Here is a 22,535-nt window from a genome sequence, read left to right as displayed (position 1 = left end):
CCACAAATTTCATACTAATGCGGCGCCGCAGTGTTTATTGTGCGCGCCGCCGTGCTTTTCGCCTGGTATCCGCACGAGACGGGGGAGGTGGTCGAACATCACTGGGACGATTATTACCGCCTATTGGCGAATTTCTGTTCGACCGTATCCGGGAAGGGCCGGGGAAGGGTCCGGTGTGCGGGAGCGGCCAGTGCCAGAAGGGCGGCCAGGGCGCAGAGGACCGCCGTGATCAGGAAGATCTCGCCGTACTCGGTGCGCAGAGCGTCCTGGAGAGCGGACTCGTAGGCCGCGAGCCGGCGCTGGAACTCCCGCTCCGACATCAGGAACGGCAAAGGCATCTCCAGATCGGCCGTCAGCGCGTGGAAGCGGTGGAAACCCCAGGCCGACAGGGCCGACACGCCGAGCAGCATGCCCATCATCCGCGCCACCACGACCGCCGCCGACGCCACGCCGTGCCGGACGTCCGGGACGGCCCGCAGCACCGCCGACGACACCGGGGCGATCACCAGGCCCAGCCCGAGGCCGGTCACGACCAGATCGGTGTCCATCCTGGGCAGCGGGCCGTACGAGGCGGCGGCCAGGTCCGCCGGCCAGCCGGCGATCAGCAGGTAACCCACCGCCGAGACGGCCATTCCGGCGGCCATGGGCAGGCGTTCGCCCACCCGGCGGGCCAGCACGCCGCCCAGCACGGCGGCGATCGGCAACGCCACCAGGAACCTCGTCAGGAGAAGCGCGCCCTCGACCGTGGACCTGTCGAGCAGCGTCCGCGCCACCAGCACCACGTCCACCAAGGTCACCATCAGCGCCGCGCCGGACAGGAAGCTCACCCCGAGCGTCGCCAGCAGCGGGCCGCGCCGCACGTCCGCCAGGTCCAGCAGGCGCGTACGGGCCTTGACCTCCCACAGGACGAACAACCCCAGCACGCCACAGCCGGCCGCCACGACCGGCAGGCCCCACGGCGGCAGCGCCGACTCCTCCGGTTCCGGGTTGTAGAGCCCCGCCACCAGCAGCCCCAGACCCGCCGCCAGCAGCAGGCCGCCGACCACGTCCACAGCGGGGCGGGCGTCATGAGGACGCCCCGCGGGAACGGAGTAATGCACGGCGACCATCGCCAGCGCCGTCAACGGCAGGTTCACCCAGAAGACCCACCGCCAGTCGTCCGTCCGCGCGACGATCAACGCCCCGTACAGCGGACCCAGCACACTGCCCAGCTCCTGCGCCGCGCCCACCGCGCCCAGCACGACCGGACGGCGCCGCTCGTCCCACAAATCCCCGGCCAGCGCCATCGTCACCGGCAGCAGCGCACCGCCCGCGACGCCCTGCACCACCCGTCCCGCCGTCAGGACCGGCACCCCATGTGCCAGCGCCGTCACCGCCGAACCCGCCGCGAAGAACACCAGGCACGCCTGAAGCAGCGCACGCCGCCCGAACCGGTCCGACAACTGGCCCAGCAGCGGCATCGCCGCCACGTACCCCAGCAGGAACCCCGTCAGGACGGGCGTGACCCGCTCCAGCCGGTTGATCGGGATATGCAGATCCTCGACCACCGCGACCAGGATCGTGGTGACCACATACGCGTCCAGCGCGGCCAGCAGCACCACCGCGCCGCCCGCACCGATCGCGACCCGCCTACGGGACCTCACACCGGGGCTTTGATCGTGTACGGGTAGTCGAACTCGGTGAACGTAATGATCACCGAGCCCTTCTCGCCGCCCTCCGCCAGCGGCGGAATCTCACCCCTGACCTTGATCAGCTTATGGTCGCTGGAACTCACCCACACCTGCCCGCGCACGTCCGACCTGATCCCCGGGATGAGCCCTTCGATCGCCGCCTTCGGCAACGTCACGCCCACACGGTAGGAGTCCTTGCCGTCGGCCTTCTCCCTGCCCTCCGCCTTCACACCCGTCACCGAGGACAGCAGCTTGGAGATCCCCCGGTTCGGATCCAGCACCGCCGACGGGTCGTACAGCGTCGACGCCAGGGCCTTGGGCACCTGCCGCCACCCACCCGTCACGCCCTTGATGTAGACGTCCTGCCCCACCGCGACGATCTTCATCTCGACCGACTGGCCGGACTGCACGATGGTGAGCGTCCCCTCCGCGTCCCCCGCACGCAGCAACTTGATGTCACCGCCGCGCACCGCCACCGGCGGCTTGTCCTCCGTGGTCACCGTGAACCCCACGCTCTTGAGGTTCGCCATCGCCGCCGACGCCTGCCGCAGCACCCGCGCCCCATCGAACGGCGGCGCCTTGGCCCGCCCCTCGTCCCCACCCGAACAGGCCGTGGCGGACATCCCCCAAACCACAGCGCACACGAACAGGAACGCCGGCGCCAACCGGCCGCGCAAGCCAGACATAGGTGGAGTCTAGGGCGCCGACGCCTCCCACGGGCCGCCTCGCACCCCGCGAAGGAAAGCCCCCCTACGATGGGGCGCCATGGAAGCCAGCCTTGACATCAGCCGGTTCCTCGGAGAACCCCCCGGCCCCTTCGAACGGCTGATCGGCATGCGGCTCACGCACGCCGACACCTCCACCGTCGAAGCCGAACTCACCGTCACCCCCGAACTGCTGCAAGGCCACGGCATCGTCCACGGCGGCGTGTACTGCTCCGTCATTGAAAGCACCGCCAGCATCGGCGCGTCCCTGCGCGCCGGACTCGACCGGCAAGTCGTCGGAATCAGCAACCGCACCCAATTCCTACGGGCCATCTCCACCGGAACGCTCACGATCCGAGCCACCCTGACCGACGACGAAGACGGCCGCTACCTCTGGGACGTCACCATCACCGACGAAACGGCCCGCAAAGTCGCCATGGGCCAAGTCCAGCTCCTCCGCCTGGACCCCCCGCCCCAGACCCGCCGACCCGAACCCCGCTCGTAGGGCGGGCGGGACTCGAACCCGCGACCCAGAGATTATGAGTCTCCTGCTCTGACCAGCTGAGCTACCGCCCCGTAAGGGGCATCCTATATGGCAAGCACGAGCTGCGCTGTTTCTTATGGCAGGCGCGAGCTGCGCTCCTCGCCTAGCGGCTCGTCGCTTGTCGCGCCTGCGGCGATCGCTTCATCGCTTCGACTCGCCCAGGGGCTCGCTGCGCGATCAGGGTCTCGCTGGCGCTCGCCCCTGCCTTCGGACGCGATCGCAGCGTTTGGGCGTCGTTCGGGGCTGGGGTGACGGGCTGGGGTGGGTTGTTGGACTGCCGCTGCGGGGTGTCTGCCCCCGGGACGCCTCGCAGCGGTTGTGCAGGGGCGAGTTGCGCTTCTCGCCTGGGGGGCGTCGCTTGTCGTGTGATCGCTGCTTCGCTTCTGGCGGCTCGGTGCGGCTTGCTTTGATTGCCCCTGCCTTTGGTTGCGATCGGGCTTGGGTGGTCAGGCGGGCCAGGTTGGGGGGCGTTTTTCTAGGAAGGCGGTCATGCCTTCCTGGGCTTCGGGGGTTTGGCTGGAGGCGGCCATGACTTCTATGGCGTAGAGGTAGGCGTCCTGCTCGGGGCGGTCCAGTTGTGCGTAGAGGGCTTGTTTGCCCAGGGCCTTGCTGCGCGGGCTGCCCTTCGTGGCGCGTTGCAGGAGGGTGAGGGTGGCCTTTTCCAGCTCGTCGTCGGGGACGGCGTAGTTGATGAGGCCCCATTCGGCGGCGGTGCGGGCGTCGATGACGTCTCCGGTGAGCGCCATCTCCATGGTGCGCTTGCGGCCGATGTTGCGGGAGATCGGGACCATCGGGGTGTGGCAGAACCAGCCGCCCTTCCCTCCCGGGGCGGCGAAGCCGGCGCTCTCGGCGGCCACGGCCAGGTCGCAGGCGGCGACGAGCTGGCAGCCGGCGGCGGTGGCCAGCGCGTGGACGCGGGCGACCACGACCTGCGGGACGGACTGGATCGTGCGCATGAGGTCGGCGCAGGTTTGCAGGAGGGAGCGGACGTCGGCGTGGGACGCCCCGGCCATGTCGGCGAAGTCGTGACCGGCGGAGAACACCGGGCCGTTCGCGGCCAGGATGACGCCGAGCGCGTCGGTCCCGGCCACGTCCTGGAAAGCGCGGGTGAGGTCGAGGAGGAATTCCCGGGAGAGAGCGTTGCGCCTCCGGGGGCGGTCCATCGTGATGGTGGTGTAGGCGCCGTCGCGTTGGACGAGGACATCACTCATACGAGTGACGCTACGTCAACCACGCTTCGCCCGCACGGACGCCTTACTGTCCCTAGGCTTAAGCCTTTGGCGGAAAATCGATGGAAAGGCGCGTGACGGCAGGTGGTGGAGTCCATCGCCGAGGGAAAGCTTCGTGGTGGCCGGCACGGGCTGCCGCGCGGTGTGGTACGGGACAACCAGCGTCGCCGGATCCTGGCCGGGGTCGTGCACGCGGTGGGGGAGCTCGGCTATGCCCGGATGACGGTGGAGAGCGTCATCGCTCGCGCGGAGGTGTCCCGCCGCACGTTCTACGAGCATTTCAGGAACAAGGAGGAGGCGTTCCTGGCCGCGTACGACCATGTCATGGAGGGCGTGATGCGGCGGACCACGGAGGCGTACGTGTCGGTGGAGGGAAGTCCCGGGCGGTTCGGCGCCGGGCTGCGCGCCTTCCTGGAGGCGCTCGCCGCCGACCCGCACGCGGCGCGGATGTGCATCGTGGAGGTGAAGGCCGCGGGCCGGGACGCCATGGCACGCAGGGACGCGGTGCTGCGCACGTTCACCGGGCTGCTGGCACCGGAGATGGGAGAGCCGGATGACCGTATGCCGGAGCTGACCGTGAACGGGCTGTACGGGGTCGTGCACGCGCGTGTGGAGGAGGGGCGGGCCGCCGATCTGCCCGCGCTCGTCCCGGCGCTGGTGCCGGAACCGGACCGCCCGTCGTGATGTCGGAGCCGCGTCGTACGGTAGGCATGGTCGACGGACGCGCCAAGGGGGTACGGCCTTGAAGCTGCTCACCGCCACATACGTCAGCCAGGGGTACCGCGACAACGACTTCGCCGGGTGTGTGGAGGGTGAGCTCGTGCACATCGGCGAGGTCTGCGCGCGCGACAAGGAGAATCCGGACGGCGACTGTGGGTGCGGGCGCTCGTTCGCGGGGCTCAACTCGTACCTGGCCACCACGACGGCGATGGTGCGGGAGATTCCCGGGTTCACCGACGACGACTATGTGCTGGCCCTCCGCTCCAGCCTGGAACAGCAGGGCTGCGACGCCTCGTTCGCCGAGCACGAGGCCGCGCTGCTGCGGATCCTGGTGCGCGACTGGCCGGTGGGGGCGATCGTCGAGCGTCGGCTTGATGAGATCGTGGTACGGCAGGTCGTCCAGCCGTGAAGAAGGAGAGGCCGCTGTGCTCGTCGCGTTCTCGGTGACCCCGCTCGGCACGGGGGAGGAGGTGGGGGAGGCCGTCGCTGAGGCCGTCCGCGTGGTGCGTGCCAGCGGACTGCCCAACCGCACGGACGCCATGTTCACCACCATCGAGGGGGAATGGGACGAGGTGATGGCCGTGGTGAAGGCCGCGACGGAGGCGGTGTCGGCGAGAGCGCCGCGGGTGAGCCTCGTCCTGAAGGCCGACATCCGGCCCGGTGCGGTGGACGCGCTCAACGCCAAGGTGGAGAGCGTGGAGCGGTACCTTTCGGGCGACCGCTAGGCGCCGAGCCAGGCGGCGATGTCCTCGTCGGTGGGGGGTAGCAGGCACCACAGGGCTTCCTGGGTGGACGAGCACAGGGGGACCACCTCGTCCATGCGCAGGATCCGGAACATCTGCGCGGCGAACGGCCGCATCCCCACCAGCGCGACGCCCGTCCCGCACTGAAGGCCCCGCCGGGCGGTGGCCGCCACGATGCGCAGCCCCTCGGCGTCGAAGAACGAGACGCCGGAGACGTCCAGAACCAGCGGGCGTTCGGAGACCAGCGCGTACAGGTGGCCGCGGATCGGCGGGGCCGACACCAGGTCCATCTCACCCGACAGCAGAACGCCGGTGTGGCGCTCGCCTTCCACGACGACCATGTCGACGGCGGTGTCCTTCACGGCGTCCTCACTCCGGCTTGTGATGACACGGGCTCATCAAGTGAAGCAGGAGTTTCCGCGTGAGTCACCGCCGCGCGCCGCCCACTGCCGTATGTGATCGACCCCTCACATTCCGCACACGCTTCCGTTAAGGTTTGCCGGAAGGGACGTTCGCCGTTCGGAGGGCGCCCCGGCACGCCGATTGTGGAGGAACGCGCGGTGCTCGTGCTCCCGCTGGTCGCCTGGATGTACGTTTGCGGCGTTGTCGCGCTCGCGGCAGCGGTCATCGCGACCGCGTCCTACGACAGGCTGGACGTGCCGACGCTGGTGGTGACGGCCGTGCTGTTCCTGGTCTGCGACTCGGTGCCGGCCCGGCTCAGCGTCCGCAGGGCGCGGGTGTCGCTGAGCTTCGCCGCCAGCCTGGCCACGGTGGTGCTGCTCGGCCCGGCGTGCGCGGCGCTGCTGGGGATCTGCGCGGTCGTCACCGGCCAGCGTTCGGTGCCGTTCGTCAAGCGGCTGTTCAACGGCGCCCAGTTCGCCCTCAGCGGGTACGCGGCGGGCATGGTGTTCTGCCTCCTGGCGGGTGACCGGGCGGGGCTGGGCCAGGCGGGATGGCTGGAGCGGGTGATCGGGCCGTTCCTGGGCGCTCTCGTGGCCTTCGTTCTGGTGAACCTGGCGCTGATGGGCGGTGTCCTGCTGCTGAGCAGGCAGGCCACGGTACGCGAGCTGCTGAGCGGCAGCGGCCCGCTGGTGTTCGGCTGCCTCGGGTACGGGATGGTGGGGCTCCTGGTCGCCGGTCTGTGGGCGCACGAGGGGATCGGGCCGCTCGCGGCGGTGCTGGTGTTGCTGCCGTTGTTCGTCGCGCGGTGGGCGTTCGAGCAGACGCGGGCGCAGCGGCAGGCGCACGCGGCGACGCTGGCGGCGTTGTGCCAGGCGGTGGAGACCAAGGACTACTACACGCGTGGTCATTCGGAGCGGGTGTCGCGCGGGTCGGTGATGATCGCGCAGGAGATCGGGATGCGGTCGGACCGGGTGGAGGCGATCCGGTACGCGGGGATGCTGCACGATGTGGGCAAGCTCGGCGTCCCGACCAAGGTCCTGCAGAAGACCGGTCCCATGTCGGAGGACGACCTGGCGGCCATCCAGCTGCACCCGATGCGGGGCCTGGACATCGTGCGGGACATCGGCTTCCTGGACGAGGCGCTGGCCGGGATCATGCATCACCACGAGAAGATGAACGGCCGCGGCTACCCGATGGGGCTGGCCGGTGACGAGATCCCCGAGTTCGCCCGGATCATCGCGGTGGCGGACGCGTTCGACGCGATGACGTCCAACCGGTCCTACCGCGCCGCCTGCACGGTCGAGGAGGCCGTCGTGGAGCTGCGGCGCTGCGCGGGCGACCAGTTCGACCCGGTGATGGTGGAGTCGTTCGTGCGCGCCCTCGACCGGCTCGGCTGGGAGCTTCCGGGCCCCGTCTCCGTTCCCGGGGACGCCGAGGTGGCGCAGCAGGACCACGACGACCTCACAGCGCCCCTGGAGGTGCAGTAGCGCGCAGCGTGCCTGACCCCGCGAACACGAATGGAGCGTTCCGGAGGATTCCGGTGGGCATGTCCACGGCGGCCGTGGCGGCGCTGCGGCGCGAGGCGGCCGGTGTGCGGAACGGGGCATCCCGGTGGAGGATCCGCTGCACGCCTACCGCATCGGCATCCGCACGGTCTGGGAACGGCTCACCGGGGAGGCCCGCCGCAACGGCGTCGAGCCGGACGCGGAGGCCGCGATGCTGCGGGTGCGGACCTGTGCGACCACCGTCTGGTGGGCGTTGGCCCACCAGAAACTTTGGCAGGTGGCGCTCAGGGCGTGATGACGCAGGGGCCGCCGCCGCACACGTCGATGACGCGTCCCGTGCTGAGGAACACCGCTTTCTGGCGGCGTGCATCGGGGTTGCTGCGCGGATGCGAGTGCGGGTCGGTCCCCTCGGTCGGCGGGGTGTTGGTCAGGGGCGGCACGGGCGCGCCGCTGTCCCAGATGACCAGCGCGGACCCCGTGTAGGGGTACGAGCGGATCGGCGCGATACCCCAGTACGGCACCTTGTCGGGGAGGCGGCCGGGCCGGACGGCGGGCCAGTGGATGCGCGCGCCTATGGTGCGGGCCTCGACCTCGGCGGCGACCGGGGCGACCTGGTGGTCTCCGAAGGCGACGTGCATCAGCACCTTGTGCGACGGCGTCCTGGGCAGGGGGCGATCCGTCATGTGCTGGGCGTAGCCGTTGGCCTCGCCGCGGTCCCAGAGCATCTGGATGAGCCCGAACGCGATCTGCTGGTCGAGCTTGTCCGGGTAGGCGGCGTTCAGGACCTGCTCGAACGGCGGGAAGTCGGCGCTGCGGTTGAGCAGCGTGCTGTAGTTCATCCCCGGGACGCCCAGGACGGCACGCCGGATGTCGGGGGAGACGGCGGTGAGCGCGCCGCCCATGATGCCGCCCTGGCTGTTGCCGTCGAAGGTCAGTTGCGCCCTGGTGTCGATGAGGGGTTCGCCGTCGTCGTCCTGGAACGCCTCGTGCCCGGTGAAGCCGCGCGTCATGGCGCGTCCGAGGAAGATGAAGTCCAGCATCGACTGCTGGGTGCGGTCCGCGATGGTCTGGAACCGGGTGAGGTCGGTCAGCGCCGACAGGACGTTCGGTATGTCCTCGTTCGCCATCCCGATCCACTTGGTGGCGCAGAACGCGAAGCCGTGTTCGGACGCCATGTCCTTGACGTTGCCCGCGCCCACCTCTCCTTCGCTGCCGAGCAGTCCGTGCCCGTACAGCGCGGGACGTGCGGGCCTGCCACCGAACGCCGAGCGCGGGATCTCGCACTGGAACGGCACCGTCTGCGTGTTCCCGGGCAGCCGCGCGGGCTTCCCGTCGCGCCCGTAATGGAACGTGGATCCGGGCGGCCCGCCGGGAAGGTCGAGGTAGCTGGGCACGTGCAGGAGGCCCTTGACCTCGCGCCCAATGCGGGCGTCGACGTCGTCGGTCACCTGCGTGACCTGGAAGGAGGGCGAGGAGCGGCCGAGCCGGTCCAGGGCGTCGTCACGGATGTGCAGCATCCGCCCGGCCAGGCTGTGCCGGCTGGCGACGGTGAAGTCCCAGGCGAGGTAGAGCCCGTCCAGGCGGACGCCGTTGCGCCTGAGGTCGCGCAGCACGTCGCGGGTGGCCCGCTGCCGTTCGTGCAGCGGGTCGCGGCGCGGCAGCGGACGTCCCAGGATCTTGGTGAACGCCGCGTTCGGCGCGATCCGCGCGCCCGCGGCGTTCCTCAGGTCGCGCAGCGCCACCACGTACCGGTGCCCCTCGCGGAAGTTGCGCGCGGGCCGTACGATCAGCGCCCGCCGCTCGGGACGGTCGGCGTTCGCGTCCAGTTCCGCCCAGTACGGCCAGCGCTCACCGGTCTCGGTGTCGACGATGACGATCGGCGCGTCCCGGCGCAGCGACGCGCCGATGTCGGTGATCGGCGCGGCGCCGCTGCGCGCCAGGTCGACGCCGGGGACATGGGTGAGCAGCGCCGAGCCGGGCGAGAACCCGTCGGCGCGGTTCCACTCCGCGGGCCGGATCGGCTGGCCGAGCGTGTTGCGCAGCGTGGTGGTCATGTGGACGCGGCGGCCGGTGGGGGTGGATCGGTCCCGCACCGTGTACCAGTCGCTGGGGAACGGCAGCAGGCACGCCGCCGGGTCGATCGGGTCGCAGCCGTCGCCCGTGGCGGGGGACGCGCCCGGCGGCGCGGCCGGAGCCGGGTCGGCGGCGGCCGGGGGCGGGAAGGCGACGCCGGGCAGGGCCGCCCCGCCGGCGAGCACCGTGACGAGCGAGATGGCCAACGCCACGCGCGGAACCAAGGCACGCAAGGCCGACCTCCGTGTGGGGTGGGGGACGCCGGTGTACGTCCGGAGTGATCAGACCCCATCCGGGACGAACCGGTCAACGGCCGTTGCCGACAGCGGACGGCGGCGGGCGTTGTGCGATCGCACCAGACGACCCGCCGGGGGTCCGGATGTTCCGGGCACGTTAAATCTCGGGCGCGCGGCGTTGTGGATGGGTTTCGGGGGTTCTCAAGACGCGGTTACGGGGTGATAGTTAGGGCCGTCGCCAGCGACGATATGGACATAGCGGCTAGAAGGGGCCTTCATGGACACCGTCCCCACCCTCGATCTCACCCCCTGGTTTCACGGAGATCCGGACGACCGTAAAGAGGTGGCCGCGCGCGTCGACGCGGCGCTGACCGAGATCGGCTTCCTGGTGGTCACCGGGCATGGCGTCCCGTCGGACCTGCGGGAACGGATCAGGGAGGCGGCCAAGCGGTTCTTCGCCCAGCCCGAGGAGGTGAAGCGGGCCTACGCCGCCACGGTGGGGGAGCGGGGCTGGCTGCCGCCCGGTGTGGAGGCCAACGCCTACGCGGAGGGCACCGAGACACCGCCGGACCTCAAGGAGACGTTCGCCGCGGGCGCCGACCGGCCCATCGGGCACGAGCTGTACGACGCCGAATGGTTCCTCCCCAACGTCTGGCCTTCGGAGGTCCCCGAACTGGAGGGGCTCCTCACCGAGTACATGACGAGGATGCGCTCCCTCTCCGACGAGCTGCTCGCGCTGTGCGCGACCGCGCTCGGCTTGGACGCGGGCTACTTCGCCCCGTACACCGAGCATCCCTCCTACACGCTCAACATCAACCGCTATCCGCCGCTGTCGCAACTCGGCACGCCCGAGCCGGGGCAGTTCCGGATCGGCCCGCACACCGACTTCGGCACCGTCACCGTGCTCGACCGGCAGCCCGGCGTGGGAGGGCTCCAGGTCTACTCGGAGGAGGCGGGCTGGGTGGACGCCCCCTACACGGAGGACTCGTTCACCATCAACACCGGCGACCTGCTGGCCGTCTGGTCGGGGAACCGCTGGAAGTCCAACCGGCACCGTGTCCTGCCGCCCGACCCCAGCGCGCCCGACGAGGAACTGGTGTCGCTCATCTTCTTCTACGAGTGCAACCCCGACGCCTGGGTGGAGCCGCTGCGCCCGCCCATCGGCCGCACGGCCCTGGACCCGGTGCGCGCCCACGACTTCCTGATGGAACGGCTCGACGCCATCACCGTCGGCTGACCGAACGAGAGGAAAGGCCATGACCGACGTGAAGGCCGGAGGCGCTTCCGCCGTATCCGAGGCAGGACTGGTCGTCCGGGAGGCCGAGTACGGCGACAAGCTCGCGGCGGTGGAGCCCGGTGGCGCCGAGTACATCCCGCTCGACCAGCGCCACGGAACACCGCTCAAGCTCTTCTGGACGTGGACGTCGCCCAACCTGGAGTTCGCCACCATCTTCCTGGGCGTGCTCGCCGTCGCCGCGTTCGGGCTGAACTTCTGGCAGGCGGTCGCCGCGGCCGCCCTGGGCAGCGCGTTGGGCGCGCTGTCGCATGCCGTCCTGTCCGCCCGCGCGCCCAGGCATGGTGTGGGCCAGATGGTGCTGGGGCGCGTCCCGTTCGGATTCCGTGGCAACGCGCTGCCCGCCGGGCTCAACACCATCGCCGGCGGCATCGGCTGGTTCGCCGTCAACAGCGTCAGCGCCGCCCTGGCGCTGTCCACGCTGACGGGCCTGCCCAAGGCGCTGTGCCTGTTCGTCGTGGTGGCGATCCAGGTCACCGTCGGGTTCTTCGGCCACAACTTCGTGCACACCGTGGAGCGGTACGCCTTCCCCGTGCTCGCCGTGGTGTTCGTGCTCGCCTCGATCGTCATCCTCAGCAAGGCGGACTTCGGCGCCCCGGCGAGCGGCGAGGGCGGCGGCCTGGGCGGGTTCCTCATCGCCACGGCCGCCGCGTTCGGGTACGCGGCGGGCTGGAACCCCTACGCCGCCGACCTCACCCGCTACCTGGCGCCCGACACCCCCCGGCTCCCGGTCGCGCTGTTCGCGGGGCTGGGCATTTTCGTCGGCTGCACCGGCCTGCAGATCGTGGGGGCCGCCGCGGTGACCATCGGCGGCGACGCGCTGGGCGACCCGACCGGCACGTTCACCGGCCACATGCCCACGCTGATCGGCGACCTCACGCTGCTGGCGGTCACCCTCGGCGCGATCTGCGCCAACGCCATCAACGTCTACTCAGGATCGATGTCGTTCGTCACCATCGGGGTGAAGCTGCCGATGGCGTTGCAGCGGGCGATGGTCGCGCTGGTGTTCGGCGTCCTCGGCTTGGTCGTCGCCTACTTCGGGCTGGACGACGCGGGACACGACTACGAGGCGTTCCTGCTGATCATCGCGTACTGGATCGGTCCCTGGCTCGGTGTCATCTTCATGGACATGTGGCTGCGCCGCGGACAGCCCATCGACGGGCTCCTGTACGACACGACCCACCGCAACCTGGCCGGGCCCATCGCGATGGCCGTCGGCATCGTGGTGTCGGTCGCGCTGTTCTGCAACCAGGAGCTGTACGTCGCTCCAGTACCGAAGAACGTCCCGGAGGTAGGCGACATCACCTTCGCCGTGGGATTCGTGCTGGCGGCGCTGGTGTACGCCGCTTTGCGTCGGCTCCCGGGCCGTACGAGCGCAGCACCACAGGAGTCCTGAGCGCGTCCTCTACCGCGGCCACCGGGTCACCGAGCCGCGTGTAGACGGGACGGGCCTTCAGAAGCCGTTCGGTGAGGGCGGCCTGGCCTGCCAGGTCCCCCTTCACCGTTGCGGGGATGCGTTTCAGGTCTTCGTAGGCGACGCACAAACGAAGGTCATCGCGTGCCCGCGCCACGTCCAGGTGGGTCAGGGCGAGCCCGTCGACCGGCCCGGTGACCTCCAGCGCGTAGCGGAGGGCCACCGCGTCGAGGTGGCCGACACGGAACGTCCCCTGCCAGAGCCCCGTCCCGTTATGGCGATCCGGCAGATCGGCCGTCAATGCGGGGTCCTCGGTGACGAACGGGCCGGGTCCGTGGCGGGTGGCGTACGTACGGAGCACACCGAGCCGGTACGCGGCGTCCCTCCCGAGCCCGGCCTCACCCAGAAGGGTCTCCGCGTTCTCGAACGTGGTCGTGGACCACGTCGTGTACGGGTGGAAGCCGTGCCATTCGTCCAGAAGCACTCCCTGCGCGCCCTCGAACACCACAGGACGGGTGCGGAGCAAGCGGGAAAGGTGGTCGCCCCCTACGACGCGTACGCGTTCGGCGAAGGTCGTGAAGGCGTCCACGCAGGCGTCTACGGCAGGGACGGGTGCGCCCTGCGGAAACTCGTCGCGGTACCAGTCGTGCAGGGCCGTCAGGGCGTGCCGCAGGCGGGCAGGGGAAAGACAGTCGCCCACCCGAGGCGCGTCCTCGTGGGAGAGGGAGTAGGCGACGGTCTCACCGATGCCCATCCCGCACGAGCCGTGCCGGGCCGCACCCCGGGCCACCTCCCGTTCGCGGTTGGCGGCCCGGTGATACGGGGTGGTGAGCAACGCGAGCTCGTCGACGGTCAACCGGTCGAGCGCATCGCCCACCCCGAGCGCGCGCAGATGCTCGGCCTCCCCGGCGAGCGCGAGCGGGTCGACCAGCATGAAGCGGGACAGGTGCGTGCGCACGCCCGGCGTGAACGTGCCGGACCCGAACTGGGCGAAGGTGTGGTGCCGCCCATCCGGTGCCACCACGTTGTGCGCGGCCTGCGCGCCCCCGTTGAAACGGACCACGGTGTGGACCGGCTCAGTCCCCCGAGCGCAGAGCCAGTCCACCACCGTGCCCTTGCCGGCGTCCCCGTAACCGAGGTCGACGACGATCACGTGCCTCATGGCGTCCCCGCGCGTCCCCTACAGGCGGACGGTGGACGAGGGGCCGGACGAGACGGGGCCGAGACCCGGCAGCCCCTCCGACACCGCGACCGCGGACCGGGACGCCTCCAGGCGGGCCAGCGCACGCGACACCGAGGGCCCGGCGTTCGACCCGACCTCGTCCAGGTGCGCCAGGCCCTCGTCCAGGTCGATGGCGTCCTCGGCCAGGCCGATGGTCAGCGCGATCGTCTCGCAGACGGCGTGCAGGTCGTCCAGGTAGAGCACGTTCTGCCCGAGCAGGCTCTGCCAGAACTCCTTGAGCTCGCGGTTGCGCGCGTGGTACGCGCCCTCCGGGATGATGAAGTACACGTCGTACTTGCGCCTCAGCTCGCGCATCAGCTCGTCGATCGGCACGTCCTCGCCCGCTTCACCGCCGATCACCTTGGAGATCTCGCGTCTCTTGACGGCCTCGTACGCCAGCTCGTCCCCGATCATGAACAGGTAGCCGCGCTTGCCGCGCTTCTCGTAGCAGTCGATCGCGGTGTGCCGGGCCATGAAGTACATCGCCAGCTCGTAGGACTCGCGCATCTGGCCGCCGCCCCCGCCCTCCAGCAGGATCTTGCCGAGGTCGTCGTCCATGCGGTTGTCGGCCTCGAACTGGCCGACCTGTAGCGGCGCCCGGTCGCACGTGGCGTCGCCCACGGCGCCGAACATGATGTGCGGGTGCTCCACGTACCCCTTGCGCAGCAGCAGCCCGAGCAGGTCGGGCAGCTTCTCCTGAAGGGCGCGCGGAACGGCGCGCATCGAGCCGGTGACGTCGAACAGCACCGCGATGGCCAGCGACTCGGGGTGGTCGTCGGAGTCGCGGCTCTCCCGGACGGTGACGCCGTACGGGTCCAGGTCGGGGTGGGTCGTGGTGGCGCCGCCGTCGCTGTAGGCGAAGGCGCTGGCGCCGGTGGACGCGCGGTACGAGCGCGCCGCGTCGTAGACGTTGGTGGACCAGTGTCCGCTTCCCATGAGCGTTCCCCTTCTAGTGAGGCGTGGGCATGGTGAACGGGCGGAAACGGCGGGGGCCGTACAGGCGCTCCAGGAGTTCGTCGCACTCCTCCAGCAGCCGCCAGGCGTCCCTGGGACGCCGCCGTTGCGAGGGCAGGAGACAGCCCTTCGCGAACGACCGCATCGCCTTGGGGGCCTTGTCGCCCATCAGGTAGGTCATGCAGTGGGTGGCCATGAAGATGTCGGTGCCTTGGCTCGCCTGCTCCCGTCCCCGCACCTCAGGCGGGTACCAGTCCGCGTACCGGCCGACGAGCGCCGGGACGCGCCCGCTCGGATCGGTCGGCGCGTAGCAGCCGGGCACGGAGTAGCACCAGTCGACGAGCACCAGGCCGTGCTTCTCCGGATGGATGAGCACGTGCTCGGGCAGCACCGCCCCGTGCAGGACGCCCGCGCGGTGCGCGAAGCCGAGCGCGACCAGCAGGCGCCGCCACATCCACGCGGCGTCCCGAGGGTCGAGCCCGCCCGGGTGGGCGGCGTGGACCTCGGCCAGCGAGAAGAAGCCGTCCAGGGCCACGATGGCGTTGGCGCGGCGCTCCTGCCCCGTGGCGGCGTCGCGGTGCCGGAACGACTCGACCAGGCGCGGGACGTACGGCAGGAAGCGCCCGTCGCCGTCCTTGGGGAGCTGCCGCAACGCCACCGCCTCGCGTTCCAGGAGGTCGCCGTCGGCGGGGTCGCGGGGAAGCTTGATGACCACGCCCCGCGTCCCGTCGTAGGTGGCGTCGTAGAGGGCGGCGAGGTCGCCGTCGGCCCGTTTCGCGCCGACGCGGTACGCGTGCCGGCGCGTGGTGATGGCGACCGGGCCGGACCGGTTGTAGGCGCGCCACAGCGCGTTGAGCCGGGTGAACTCCTCGCCTCCGCGTCCGCCGGTGGCGTCCGGATGCAGGAGCCGGACCAGCCTCCGGTACGTGCGGGCGGCCCTGTCCTGGTCCGGGCCGAACAGGTCGGCGGGCGTACGGGCGCGGCGCAGCAGCTCCAGCGCCTCGTCGAGGGAGGCCGTCATCGGATCTCCTCCTCGCGGCTCGGCCTGAGCAGCGCGGGGTGCAGCAGGCGGGCGTCGCCCGCGCGGTACAGCTTGGGCCGGGGACCGCCCTTGCGGCCCCCACGGTCGGATGTGGCCCCGGTGCTCTCCACGAACCCCGGCACGGACAGGACCTTCCGGTGGAAGTTGCCCGCGTGCAGTTCCTCGCCCCACACCGCCTCGTAGACCGCGCGCAGCTCCGGGATGGTGAACTCGGGCGCGCAGAACGCCGTGGCGAGCGGGGTGTACTCAAGCTTGGAACGGGCGCGCTCCAGGCCGTCGGTGAGGATGCGCGCGTGGTCGAACGCGAGCTTGCGCGTGGTGCCGGGCGCCTGGTCCCCGCCGTCGGTGAGGCCGAGCCGTTCCACGGGCGTCCAGGCGGCGTCGGCGGCATCCCCTCCGGCCTCGGGCTCGGGCAGTTCGGGGGCGAAGACGAGGTAGGCCACGGAGATGACGCGCATGCGCGGGTCGCGTCCGGGCGTCCCGTAGGTCGCGAGCTGCTCGAGATGGATGCGCTCAAGCGGACCCCGCTTGGCGCTCAGCCCGGTCTCCTCGGACAGTTCACGCACGGCGGCGTCGGGCAGGTCCTCGGCGTCCTGGACGCCGCGGACGAACCCGCCGGGCAGGGCCCACATCCCGGCGAACGGTGCCTGCCCGCGCCGCACCAGCAGGACGTTCAGCGAGCCGTCCCGGATGGTCAGGGCGACCACGTCGACGGTGACCGAGACGGGGTCGTAGTCGCGCGGGTCGTATCCGGCGAGGAAGTCGCCCTCGTCCCGGCGCGGATCGGTGCTCACGTCGGACCCTCCGGAAGTCATTCTCATAGTGAGTTCATCTCGATATGAGAAGAACATACGTCATGGATCCGCGGGCGTCCAGTCCCTTGTGAACGACGAACGCCGCCTCCCCCTGTGCGCGGTCAGGGGAGGCGGCGTTCGCGGTCGTCAGCGGCGGTGACGGCCGCCGTGGTACGGGGGTTGCGGCGGGTGGTCCCTACGCGGGCGGTCCTGCGGCGGATACTGCTGCTGCGGCGGACGTTGGTAGGGCAGTCCCTCCGGGGGAGTCGGATGCGCCTGCGGCCCCGTCGGCCGCTCCGGCGGGTAGTCGGGGTACTGCGGCTGCTGGATGCGCGGCGTCCAGGGCCGGGCCCCGCCGCCGGCCGGGAAGCGCTCGGGCTGGTACGGCGGCACGCCCGGGGTCCCGGGCGGGACGGTCGAGATCGGGCGGGAGCCCGGCGGAGGCCCGGTCATCCGCGCCAGATCGGGCGGGGGAGCCGCCAGCGCCGCGGCCACCGGCCGCTGCGGCACGGGACGGTCGAGCAGGGCGCGCAGCTCGCTGCCGCGCCTCCCGTACGCCAGGTAGAGCAGCAGCCCGGCCAGCATCCAGGCGCCGAAGTACGCCCAGGTCTCCACCTTCAGGTTGAGCATCAGCCAGATGATCGCCACGATCCCCAGCACGGCGGTCAGCGGGGCCGCCGGCATCCGGAACGGGCGGTGCAGGTCCGGCTGGTCGCGGCGGAGCCGCAGCACGGCGGCGCAGCCGAACAGGAAGGCGAACAGTGTCCCGATCACGACCATCTGCTCCAGCGTCAGCACGTCGATGGTCTGCGACATCACCACCGCGGCGCCGCCGGCGGCCAGGGTCGCGCGGGACGGCACCCGGAAGCGGCTCATCGAGGCCAGGCCGCGCGGCAGCAGCCCGTCCCGGGACATCGAGAACACCACCCGGGTCAGGCTGATCAGCACCACCAGGATCACGGTGGTCAGCGCGATCACCGCGCCGATGTTGATGATCTTGCCCATGGAGTCGGCGCCGACCATGGTGAACGGCGTGGTCAGCACCACCTTGTCCGGGTCGAGCCGCTGGGCGGAGACCATCCCGACCATGGTCACGGCCACGCCCAGGTAGAGCACGACCGCCACGGCCAGGCTGGTGATGATGCCGCGCGGGACCTTGCGCGGCGCGTCATCGGTCTCCTCCGACGCGGTGGCGATCAGGTCGAAGCCGATGTAGGCGAAGGCGATCGCGGGCGCCGCCGCCAGGATGCCCCACACCCCGAACACCTGCGGGGAGCCTCCGGTGACCGCGCCGACCAGCGCGTCCAGAACACTCTGGCCGCCGTCGCCCGAGGCGGGTCGTGCCGGCGGGACGAACGGGGTGAGGTTGCCGGAGTCGAAATGGGTCAGCCCGACCCCGATCACCAGGCCGATCACCAGCAGCTTGGCCATCACCATGAGCCACAGCGTGCGCAGGCCCAGCCGGCTGCCGGTCGCCAGCAGCAGGACGAGCAGCAGCAGGATGCCCAGGGCGAACACGTCGAAGCCCTTGGGCTGCCCGATCACCTCTCCGAGCCAGTCCGGCACGGGGACGCCGAAGTCGGCCACCACCTGCGCCGCGTACAGCGACCAGGCCCTGGCCACCACCGAGGCCGCCAGCAGCAGCTCCAGGATCAGCGACCAGCCCACGACCCACGCCCACACCTCGCCGAACGCGACGTAGCTGAAGGAGTAGGCGCTTCCGGCCACCGGGACGATCGAGGACAGCTCGGCGTAGGCGAGCGCGGCCAGCAGGCACACCCCGCCGGCGATGAGGAAGGACAGGATGACCGCGGGCCCCGCGTTGGCGGCGGCCTGCACCATCGAGATCTTGAAGATGCCCGCCCCGACCATGACGCCGAGACCCAGGACGACCAGGTCACGGGTGCGGTACACGACGCGCAGCCGGTGCCGGCCGCCATAGAGCTGGCCGGTGGCCTGCTCGACCGGCAACCGCCTGAACATGGTGTTGGGCGTGCGGCTATTCCAGGTCATCTAGGAGCTCCAAACCTGAACCCGCGCCGCTGTTCGCGAGACCGAAGATGGCTAAGACCCCAACACTTCACCATATTTCGGTAAAACCGCAACGCTCCACGCATGATCGTTTCGCCACGTCACAGGGATTTCGCCGGGCGAGACCGGATCCGGTCGCCCGCCGTCACCTCCGGCCATCGCGCGTAACGCGCGCGAAACACGGTGACCCCTGTTCACCCTGGTGCGTGCCGCGGCGGCCCCCCGATGGTCACGGATCGATGCCAGGGATGTCCGGGACCCTGGCATACCGCCAAGATCGGTGAAACGGTGGTGCCGCCGAGTTCCCGGGAGGTTCCGTGCCCTACACCCCGCCCCCCGCGCGCCCCGCCGCCCCGCGCCACCGGGGCCGCCTGCGCCTCGCGCCGCTCGCCGCGCTGACCGTCTCCGCCGTCCTGCTCGTCCCCGTCCCGGCCGCGGCCTCCCCACCAGGCAAGCGGCCGGTCGCCACCGGGTACGGGGGCGCGGTCGCCACGGTCGACCTGGACGCCAGCCGTACCGCGATCGAGGTCCTCAGGAACGGCGGCAACGCCATGGACGCGGCGGTCGCCGCCGGAGCCACCCTCGGCGTGACCGAGCCGTATGTTGCCGCCATCGGCGGTGGCGGCTACATGACCTACTACGACGCCAAGCGACGCAAGGTGTACACCGTCGACGGGCGCGAGACCGCTCCGCTCGCCATGCGCGAGAACTCCTTCGTGGACCCGTCCACCGGCCAGGCCATCCCGTTCGACCAGGCCGTGACCAGCGGGCTGAGCGTCGGGGTGCCCGGCACCCTCGCCCAGTGGGACACGGCGCTGCGCCGCTTCGGCACCCGCGACCTCGGCACCCTGCTGCGCCCCGCGATCCGGATCGCCGAACGCGGCTTCGTCGTCGACCAGGAGTTCCGCGACCAGACCGCGGCCAACGAGGCGCGCTTCCGCGACATCGTCCCCACCCGGAAGCTGTTCCTGCCCGGCGGACGCCTGCCCGAGGTCGGCTCCACGTTCCGCAACCCCGACCTGGCGCGCACGTACCGTGAGCTCGCCAAGCGCGGTCCCGGCTGGCTGTACGGCGGCGGCCTGGGACGCGAGGTCGTCAGGACCGTCCAGGCGCCGCCCGTGGACCCGGCCGCCGCTCGTAACGTCCGCCCAGGGCTGATGAGGGACGGCGACCTGCGCGCGTACCGTTCACGGACCCCCGAGCCCACCCGCGTGTCCTACCGGGGCCTGGACGTGTACGGCATGCCGCCGTCCTCCTCGGGCGGCTCCACCGTCGGCGAGGTCCTCAAGATCCTGAACAACGTCGAGCTGGGGGCCGGCGACCCCGTCAAGGCCCTGCACTACTACCTGGAGGCGTCCAAGCTCGCCTACGCCGACCGCGGCCGGTACGTCGGCGACCCCGACAAGGTGCACGTGCCGCTCAAGGAGCTGCTGTCGGACGGGTTCGCCCGCGAACGCGCCTGCCTCATCAAGCCCGACCAGGCCGCGGCGGCCCCGGTGGCGCCCGGCTCGCCGGACGGCGACTACCGCCCGTGCATCCCGCCCGGGGGCACGACCCGCGCGCTCACCTACGAGGGGCCGCAGACCACCCATCTCGTCGTCGCCGACAAGTGGGGCAACGTCGTCGCCTACAACGTCACCATCGAGCAGTTCGGCGGCAGCGGCCTCACCGTCCCGGGACGCGGGTTCCTGCTCAACAACGAGCTGACCGACTTCACCCTGCAACCTCCCGCGCCGGGCGCCCCGCCCGACCCGAACCTGCCGGGACCGGGCAAGCGGCCGCGCAGCTCCATGGCGCCGACGCTCGTGCTGGAGGACGGCAGGCCCAAGCTGGCCCTCGGCACCCCGGGCGGCTCCACGATCATCACGACCGTGCTGCAGATCCTGCTCAACCGGATCGACCTCGGCATGGACCTGCCCACCGCGCTGGCCGCGCCGCGCGCCACCCAGCGCAACACCCCGGACGTGTTCGCCGAGCAGGCGTTCATCGACCGGTACGGGACGGCGCTCGCGCTCAGGGGGCACCGCTTCCAGCCGTTCCCCGGCCCGCCCACCGGAGTGATCGGCGCCGCCACCGCGCTGGAGTTCCTGCGGCCCGGCCTGGTGCAGGCGGTCGCCGAGCCGGTGCGTCGTGGGGGCGGCAGCGCCCTGGTGGTCCGGCCACGCTGGTAGCGTCCTGGTGCCGTTGGGGGAAGGAGACGCGCCATGGCGCAGGCGTACGTACAGGTGACGACGACGACGGACTCGCGGCCCGAGGCCGCCGAGCTGGCCAGGTCCGCGGTCGCCGAGCGGCTGGCCGCGTGCGCCCAGCTCGTCGGGCCCATCGCCAGCACCTACTGGTGGGAGGGCGAGATCGAGTCGGCCGAGGAATGGATGGTGGTGTTCAAGACCACCAGCACCCGGTTCGACGAGCTGGCCAGCCTGATCACCGAGGGCCACTCCTACGACAGCCCTGAGATCATCGCCACCCCGGTCGTCGCCGGGAGCATGGACTACCTCGCCTGGGTCGCCGAGCAGACCGAGACCGACGAGGACGAGGACGACTAGGCGTGTGATCCCGGTCCTACCCGGGTAATAAGTACTCGATTACGTTAGGCTCCGGACCCCCGGTCGCGAGGGTGAGGAGGCGGCGGTGCACGAGGATCACGGACTGTTCGGCCCCGGCTCGGTGACCTGGCGGGTGATGGGCGAGCCCGTACTGGTGATCGGTGGCATCCGCGCCCTGCTGCTCCAAGCCCTGCACCCTCCGACGATGTGGGGCACGGCGCAGAACTCCGAGCTGATGGACCCGAGGTCGGCCTGGGCCCGGATGCAGCGCACGGTCGACTTCGTCCGCGTCCGCACCTACGGCACCACGCAGGAGGTCGAGCGCGTCGGCCGCCGCGTTCGCAAGCTGCATTCCATGCTCACCGGCCTGAACCTGCGCACCGGCGAGACGTTCCCGGTGGACGACCCCGAGAACCTGCTCTGGGTGCACATGGGCGAGGTCGACTCCTACCTGGACGTTGCGCGCCGCGCGGGCGTACCCCTCAGCGACGCCGACGCCGACCGCTTCGTGGACGAGCAGCGCCGCGCCGCCGCCGTTGTGGGCCTCGACCCGGCGGACGTCCCGGCCTCGGTCGCCGAGATGAAGGAGTACTACCAGGAGATGCGCAAGCGCATCTGGGCCTGCCGGGAGGCGCGCGAGGGCCTGCTGCGCATGTTCAACCCGAACGTGCCGCGCAAACTGCTCCCCCTCAAGCTGGCGGCGCCCGCCATCGGCGTCCTGGTGGTGTCGACGCTGCCCCGCTGGGCCCGCCGCATGTACGGTCTGCCGGGACTCCCCACATCCGACCTGGCCGCGACGCTCACCCTGAAGGGCCTGCACCGCACCACCCAGGTCGTCCCCGAACGCTACCGCTACCAGCCCGACGCCCTCCGAGCCCGCCGCCTGATCCGCGAATACGAAAAAAGCCTGGAGTCCCGCACCCTCCACATCGCCGCCTCCTGAGCCCACACAAGCGCAGGCAAAACACAGCCCAACAACCTCAGCCAGCCCCGAACGGTGGCGAGGATCGCAGCTCACGGCTGCAACAAAGACCCCTGTCAATTACCCCAGCCCGTCACCCCAGCCCCGAACGGTCGCTCAAGCGTTGCGATCGCGTCCGGAGGCAGGGGCGAGCGCCAGCGAGACCCTGATCGCGCAGCGAGCCCCTGGGCGAGTCGGAGCGATGCAGCGATCGCCGCAAGCACGACAAGCGAGGAGCGCCAGCGACGAGCGCAGCTCGTGCTTGCCAATAAACACAGCGCACTCACCCCAGCCCGTCACCCCAGGCCCGAACGGTCGCCCATGCGTTGCGATCGCGTCCGGAGGCAGGGGCGAGCGCCAGCGAGACCCTGATCGCGCAGCGAGCCCCTGGGCGAGTCGGAGCGATGCAGCGATCGCCGCAAGCACGACAAGCGAGGAGCGCCAGCGACGT

20 protein-coding genes, 1 tRNA gene and 1 pseudogene are annotated in these 22,535 nt (G+C 71.0%); 11 read left to right on the top strand and 11 right to left on the bottom strand.

Going from position 1 to position 22,535, the window contains the following annotated elements; translation table 11 throughout:
* Positions 1–113: 113 nt before the first annotated feature.
* Positions 114–1,643: an MFS transporter gene (locus tag QSK21_RS08310; protein WP_285694779.1), complete on the bottom strand. Its 1,530-nt coding sequence runs from the start codon at positions 1,641–1,643 to the stop codon at positions 114–116.
* A complete protein-coding gene (locus QSK21_RS08305; RefSeq protein ID WP_285694777.1) occupies positions 1,640–2,293 on the bottom strand; it encodes an LppX_LprAFG lipoprotein in 654 nt (217 codons plus the stop codon). The genes QSK21_RS08310 and QSK21_RS08305 overlap by 4 nt, the downstream gene beginning before the upstream one ends.
* A 142-nt stretch (positions 2,294–2,435) precedes the next feature.
* Here QSK21_RS08305 and QSK21_RS08300 point away from each other — a divergent pair, with 142 nt between their 5' ends.
* Positions 2,436–2,879, top strand: a complete 444-nt coding sequence (locus tag QSK21_RS08300) for a PaaI family thioesterase (protein WP_285694776.1) — start codon at positions 2,436–2,438, stop codon at positions 2,877–2,879.
* Here the strand turns inward: QSK21_RS08300 and QSK21_RS08295 are convergent.
* Positions 2,877–2,950 (bottom strand) — tRNA-Ile (locus QSK21_RS08295). The two genes, QSK21_RS08300 and QSK21_RS08295, sit on opposite strands and share 3 nt — an antisense overlap.
* Before the next feature lie 414 nt (positions 2,951–3,364).
* Complete coding sequence (locus QSK21_RS08290; RefSeq protein ID WP_285694775.1) at positions 3,365–4,129, bottom strand: enoyl-CoA hydratase-related protein; 765 nt, start codon at positions 4,127–4,129, stop codon at positions 3,365–3,367.
* Between the two features lie 102 nt (positions 4,130–4,231).
* Between QSK21_RS08290 and QSK21_RS08285 the strand changes: the two genes are divergently transcribed.
* The 3 genes from QSK21_RS08285 to QSK21_RS08275 are packed head-to-tail and all read left to right on the top strand — an operon-like array spanning position 4,232 to position 5,592.
* Positions 4,232–4,831, top strand: a complete 600-nt coding sequence (locus QSK21_RS08285; RefSeq protein ID WP_285694774.1) for a TetR/AcrR family transcriptional regulator — start codon at positions 4,232–4,234, stop codon at positions 4,829–4,831.
* 58 nt (positions 4,832–4,889) lie between these two features.
* Positions 4,890–5,276, top strand: coding sequence for a DUF7715 family protein (locus QSK21_RS08280; protein ID WP_285694772.1), 387 nt, complete (start codon positions 4,890–4,892; stop codon positions 5,274–5,276).
* 16 nt (positions 5,277–5,292) lie between these two features.
* Entirely contained in the window at positions 5,293–5,592 is a 300-nt protein-coding gene (locus QSK21_RS08275; protein WP_285694771.1) for an MTH1187 family thiamine-binding protein, read from the top strand.
* Here the strand turns inward: QSK21_RS08275 and QSK21_RS08270 are convergent.
* Entirely contained in the window at positions 5,589–5,972 is a 384-nt protein-coding gene (locus tag QSK21_RS08270) for an STAS domain-containing protein (RefSeq protein WP_285694769.1), read from the bottom strand. The genes QSK21_RS08275 and QSK21_RS08270 overlap by 4 nt on opposite strands.
* Positions 5,973–6,170: 198 nt before the next feature.
* On the opposite strand from QSK21_RS08270, the gene QSK21_RS08265 reads away from it, so the two are divergent.
* Together QSK21_RS08265 and QSK21_RS08260 are read left to right on the top strand one after the other, a co-directional pair.
* On the top strand, positions 6,171–7,499 hold the full coding sequence (locus QSK21_RS08265; protein WP_285694767.1) for an HD-GYP domain-containing protein: 1,329 nt from the start codon (positions 6,171–6,173) through the stop codon (positions 7,497–7,499).
* 91 nt (positions 7,500–7,590) lie between these two features.
* Positions 7,591–7,812 (top strand): annotated as a pseudogene (locus QSK21_RS08260) (RsbRD N-terminal domain-containing protein); the annotation flags it as partial.
* Here QSK21_RS08260 and QSK21_RS08255 read toward each other — a convergent pair.
* Positions 7,802–9,802, bottom strand: a complete 2,001-nt coding sequence (locus QSK21_RS08255; protein ID WP_285694765.1) for a hypothetical protein — start codon at positions 9,800–9,802, stop codon at positions 7,802–7,804. The pseudogene QSK21_RS08260 and the gene QSK21_RS08255 overlap by 11 nt on opposite strands.
* Positions 9,803–10,103: 301 nt before the next feature.
* On the opposite strand from QSK21_RS08255, the gene QSK21_RS08250 reads away from it, so the two are divergent.
* Both QSK21_RS08250 and QSK21_RS08245 read left to right on the top strand, forming a co-directional pair.
* Positions 10,104–11,063, top strand: coding sequence for an isopenicillin N synthase family dioxygenase (locus tag QSK21_RS08250; RefSeq protein WP_285694764.1), 960 nt, complete (start codon positions 10,104–10,106; stop codon positions 11,061–11,063).
* Between the two features lie 19 nt (positions 11,064–11,082).
* Complete coding sequence (locus QSK21_RS08245) at positions 11,083–12,516, top strand: purine-cytosine permease family protein (protein WP_285694763.1); 1,434 nt, start codon at positions 11,083–11,085, stop codon at positions 12,514–12,516.
* Here QSK21_RS08245 and QSK21_RS08240 read toward each other — a convergent pair.
* From QSK21_RS08240 to QSK21_RS08220, 5 genes are all read right to left on the bottom strand, one after another.
* Positions 12,422–13,696 carry an adenylosuccinate synthetase gene (locus QSK21_RS08240; protein ID WP_285694762.1) on the bottom strand — a complete coding sequence of 425 codons (1,275 nt, stop codon included), beginning with the start codon at positions 13,694–13,696 and terminating at the stop codon, positions 12,422–12,424. The genes QSK21_RS08245 and QSK21_RS08240 overlap by 95 nt on opposite strands.
* Before the next feature lie 18 nt (positions 13,697–13,714).
* Positions 13,715–14,692, bottom strand: coding sequence for a hypothetical protein (locus QSK21_RS08235; RefSeq protein ID WP_285694761.1), 978 nt, complete (start codon positions 14,690–14,692; stop codon positions 13,715–13,717).
* A gap of 13 nt (positions 14,693–14,705) precedes the next feature.
* Positions 14,706–15,731: a molecular chaperone DnaJ gene (locus QSK21_RS08230; protein WP_285694760.1), complete on the bottom strand. Its 1,026-nt coding sequence runs from the start codon at positions 15,729–15,731 to the stop codon at positions 14,706–14,708.
* The gene (locus tag QSK21_RS08225; RefSeq protein ID WP_285695081.1) at positions 15,728–16,567 is read right to left on the bottom strand and encodes an NUDIX hydrolase; all 840 of its coding nucleotides are present in this window, start codon (positions 16,565–16,567) and stop codon (positions 15,728–15,730) included. Before QSK21_RS08225 ends, QSK21_RS08230 begins: the two co-directional genes overlap by 4 nt.
* A gap of 126 nt (positions 16,568–16,693) precedes the next feature.
* Positions 16,694–18,559: an APC family permease gene (locus QSK21_RS08220; RefSeq protein ID WP_285694759.1), complete on the bottom strand. Its 1,866-nt coding sequence runs from the start codon at positions 18,557–18,559 to the stop codon at positions 16,694–16,696.
* Between the two features lie 335 nt (positions 18,560–18,894).
* On the opposite strand from QSK21_RS08220, the gene ggt reads away from it, so the two are divergent.
* The 3 genes from ggt to QSK21_RS08205 all read left to right on the top strand — a co-directional run bounded on the left by ggt (position 18,895) and on the right by QSK21_RS08205 (position 22,066).
* Complete coding sequence (gene ggt / locus QSK21_RS08215; RefSeq protein ID WP_352231263.1) at positions 18,895–20,748, top strand: gamma-glutamyltransferase; 1,854 nt, start codon at positions 18,895–18,897, stop codon at positions 20,746–20,748.
* Between the two features lie 33 nt (positions 20,749–20,781).
* Positions 20,782–21,123, top strand: coding sequence for a divalent-cation tolerance protein CutA (cutA, locus tag QSK21_RS08210; RefSeq protein WP_285694758.1), 342 nt, complete (start codon positions 20,782–20,784; stop codon positions 21,121–21,123).
* 85 nt (positions 21,124–21,208) lie between these two features.
* Positions 21,209–22,066, top strand: a complete 858-nt coding sequence (locus QSK21_RS08205; RefSeq protein ID WP_285694757.1) for an oxygenase MpaB family protein — start codon at positions 21,209–21,211, stop codon at positions 22,064–22,066.
* The last annotated feature ends 469 nt before the right edge of the window (positions 22,067–22,535 follow it).

This window comes from Actinomadura sp. NBRC 104412 (genome assembly GCF_030269515.1).
Lineage (GTDB): Bacteria > Actinomycetota > Actinomycetes > Streptosporangiales > Streptosporangiaceae > Spirillospora.
The sequence above is the reverse complement of the archived record's forward strand: the minus strand, read 5'-3'. Positions and strand labels throughout refer to the sequence as shown.

Coding starts and splice junctions, on each gene's coding strand:
- QSK21_RS08305 (WP_285694777.1), bottom strand. CDS start 2,293: ATGTCCGCCACGGCCTGTTCGGGTGGGGACGAGGGGCGGGCCAAGGCG.
- QSK21_RS08300 (WP_285694776.1), top strand. CDS start 2,436: ATGGAAGCCAGCCTTGACATCAGCCGGTTCCTCGGAGAACCCCCCGGC.
- QSK21_RS08290 (WP_285694775.1), bottom strand. CDS start 4,129: ATGAGTGATGTCCTCGTCCAACGCGACGGCGCCTACACCACCATCACG.
- QSK21_RS08250 (WP_285694764.1), top strand. CDS start 10,104: ATGGACACCGTCCCCACCCTCGATCTCACCCCCTGGTTTCACGGAGAT.
- QSK21_RS08245 (WP_285694763.1), top strand. CDS start 11,083: ATGACCGACGTGAAGGCCGGAGGCGCTTCCGCCGTATCCGAGGCAGGA.
- QSK21_RS08240 (WP_285694762.1), bottom strand. CDS start 13,696: ATGAGGCACGTGATCGTCGTCGACCTCGGTTACGGGGACGCCGGCAAG.
- QSK21_RS08235 (WP_285694761.1), bottom strand. CDS start 14,692: ATGGGAAGCGGACACTGGTCCACCAACGTCTACGACGCGGCGCGCTCG.
- QSK21_RS08230 (WP_285694760.1), bottom strand. CDS start 15,731: ATGACGGCCTCCCTCGACGAGGCGCTGGAGCTGCTGCGCCGCGCCCGT.
- QSK21_RS08225 (WP_285695081.1), bottom strand. CDS start 16,567: ATGACTTCCGGAGGGTCCGACGTGAGCACCGATCCGCGCCGGGACGAG.
- QSK21_RS08220 (WP_285694759.1), bottom strand. CDS start 18,559: ATGACCTGGAATAGCCGCACGCCCAACACCATGTTCAGGCGGTTGCCG.
- cutA (WP_285694758.1), top strand. CDS start 20,782: ATGGCGCAGGCGTACGTACAGGTGACGACGACGACGGACTCGCGGCCC.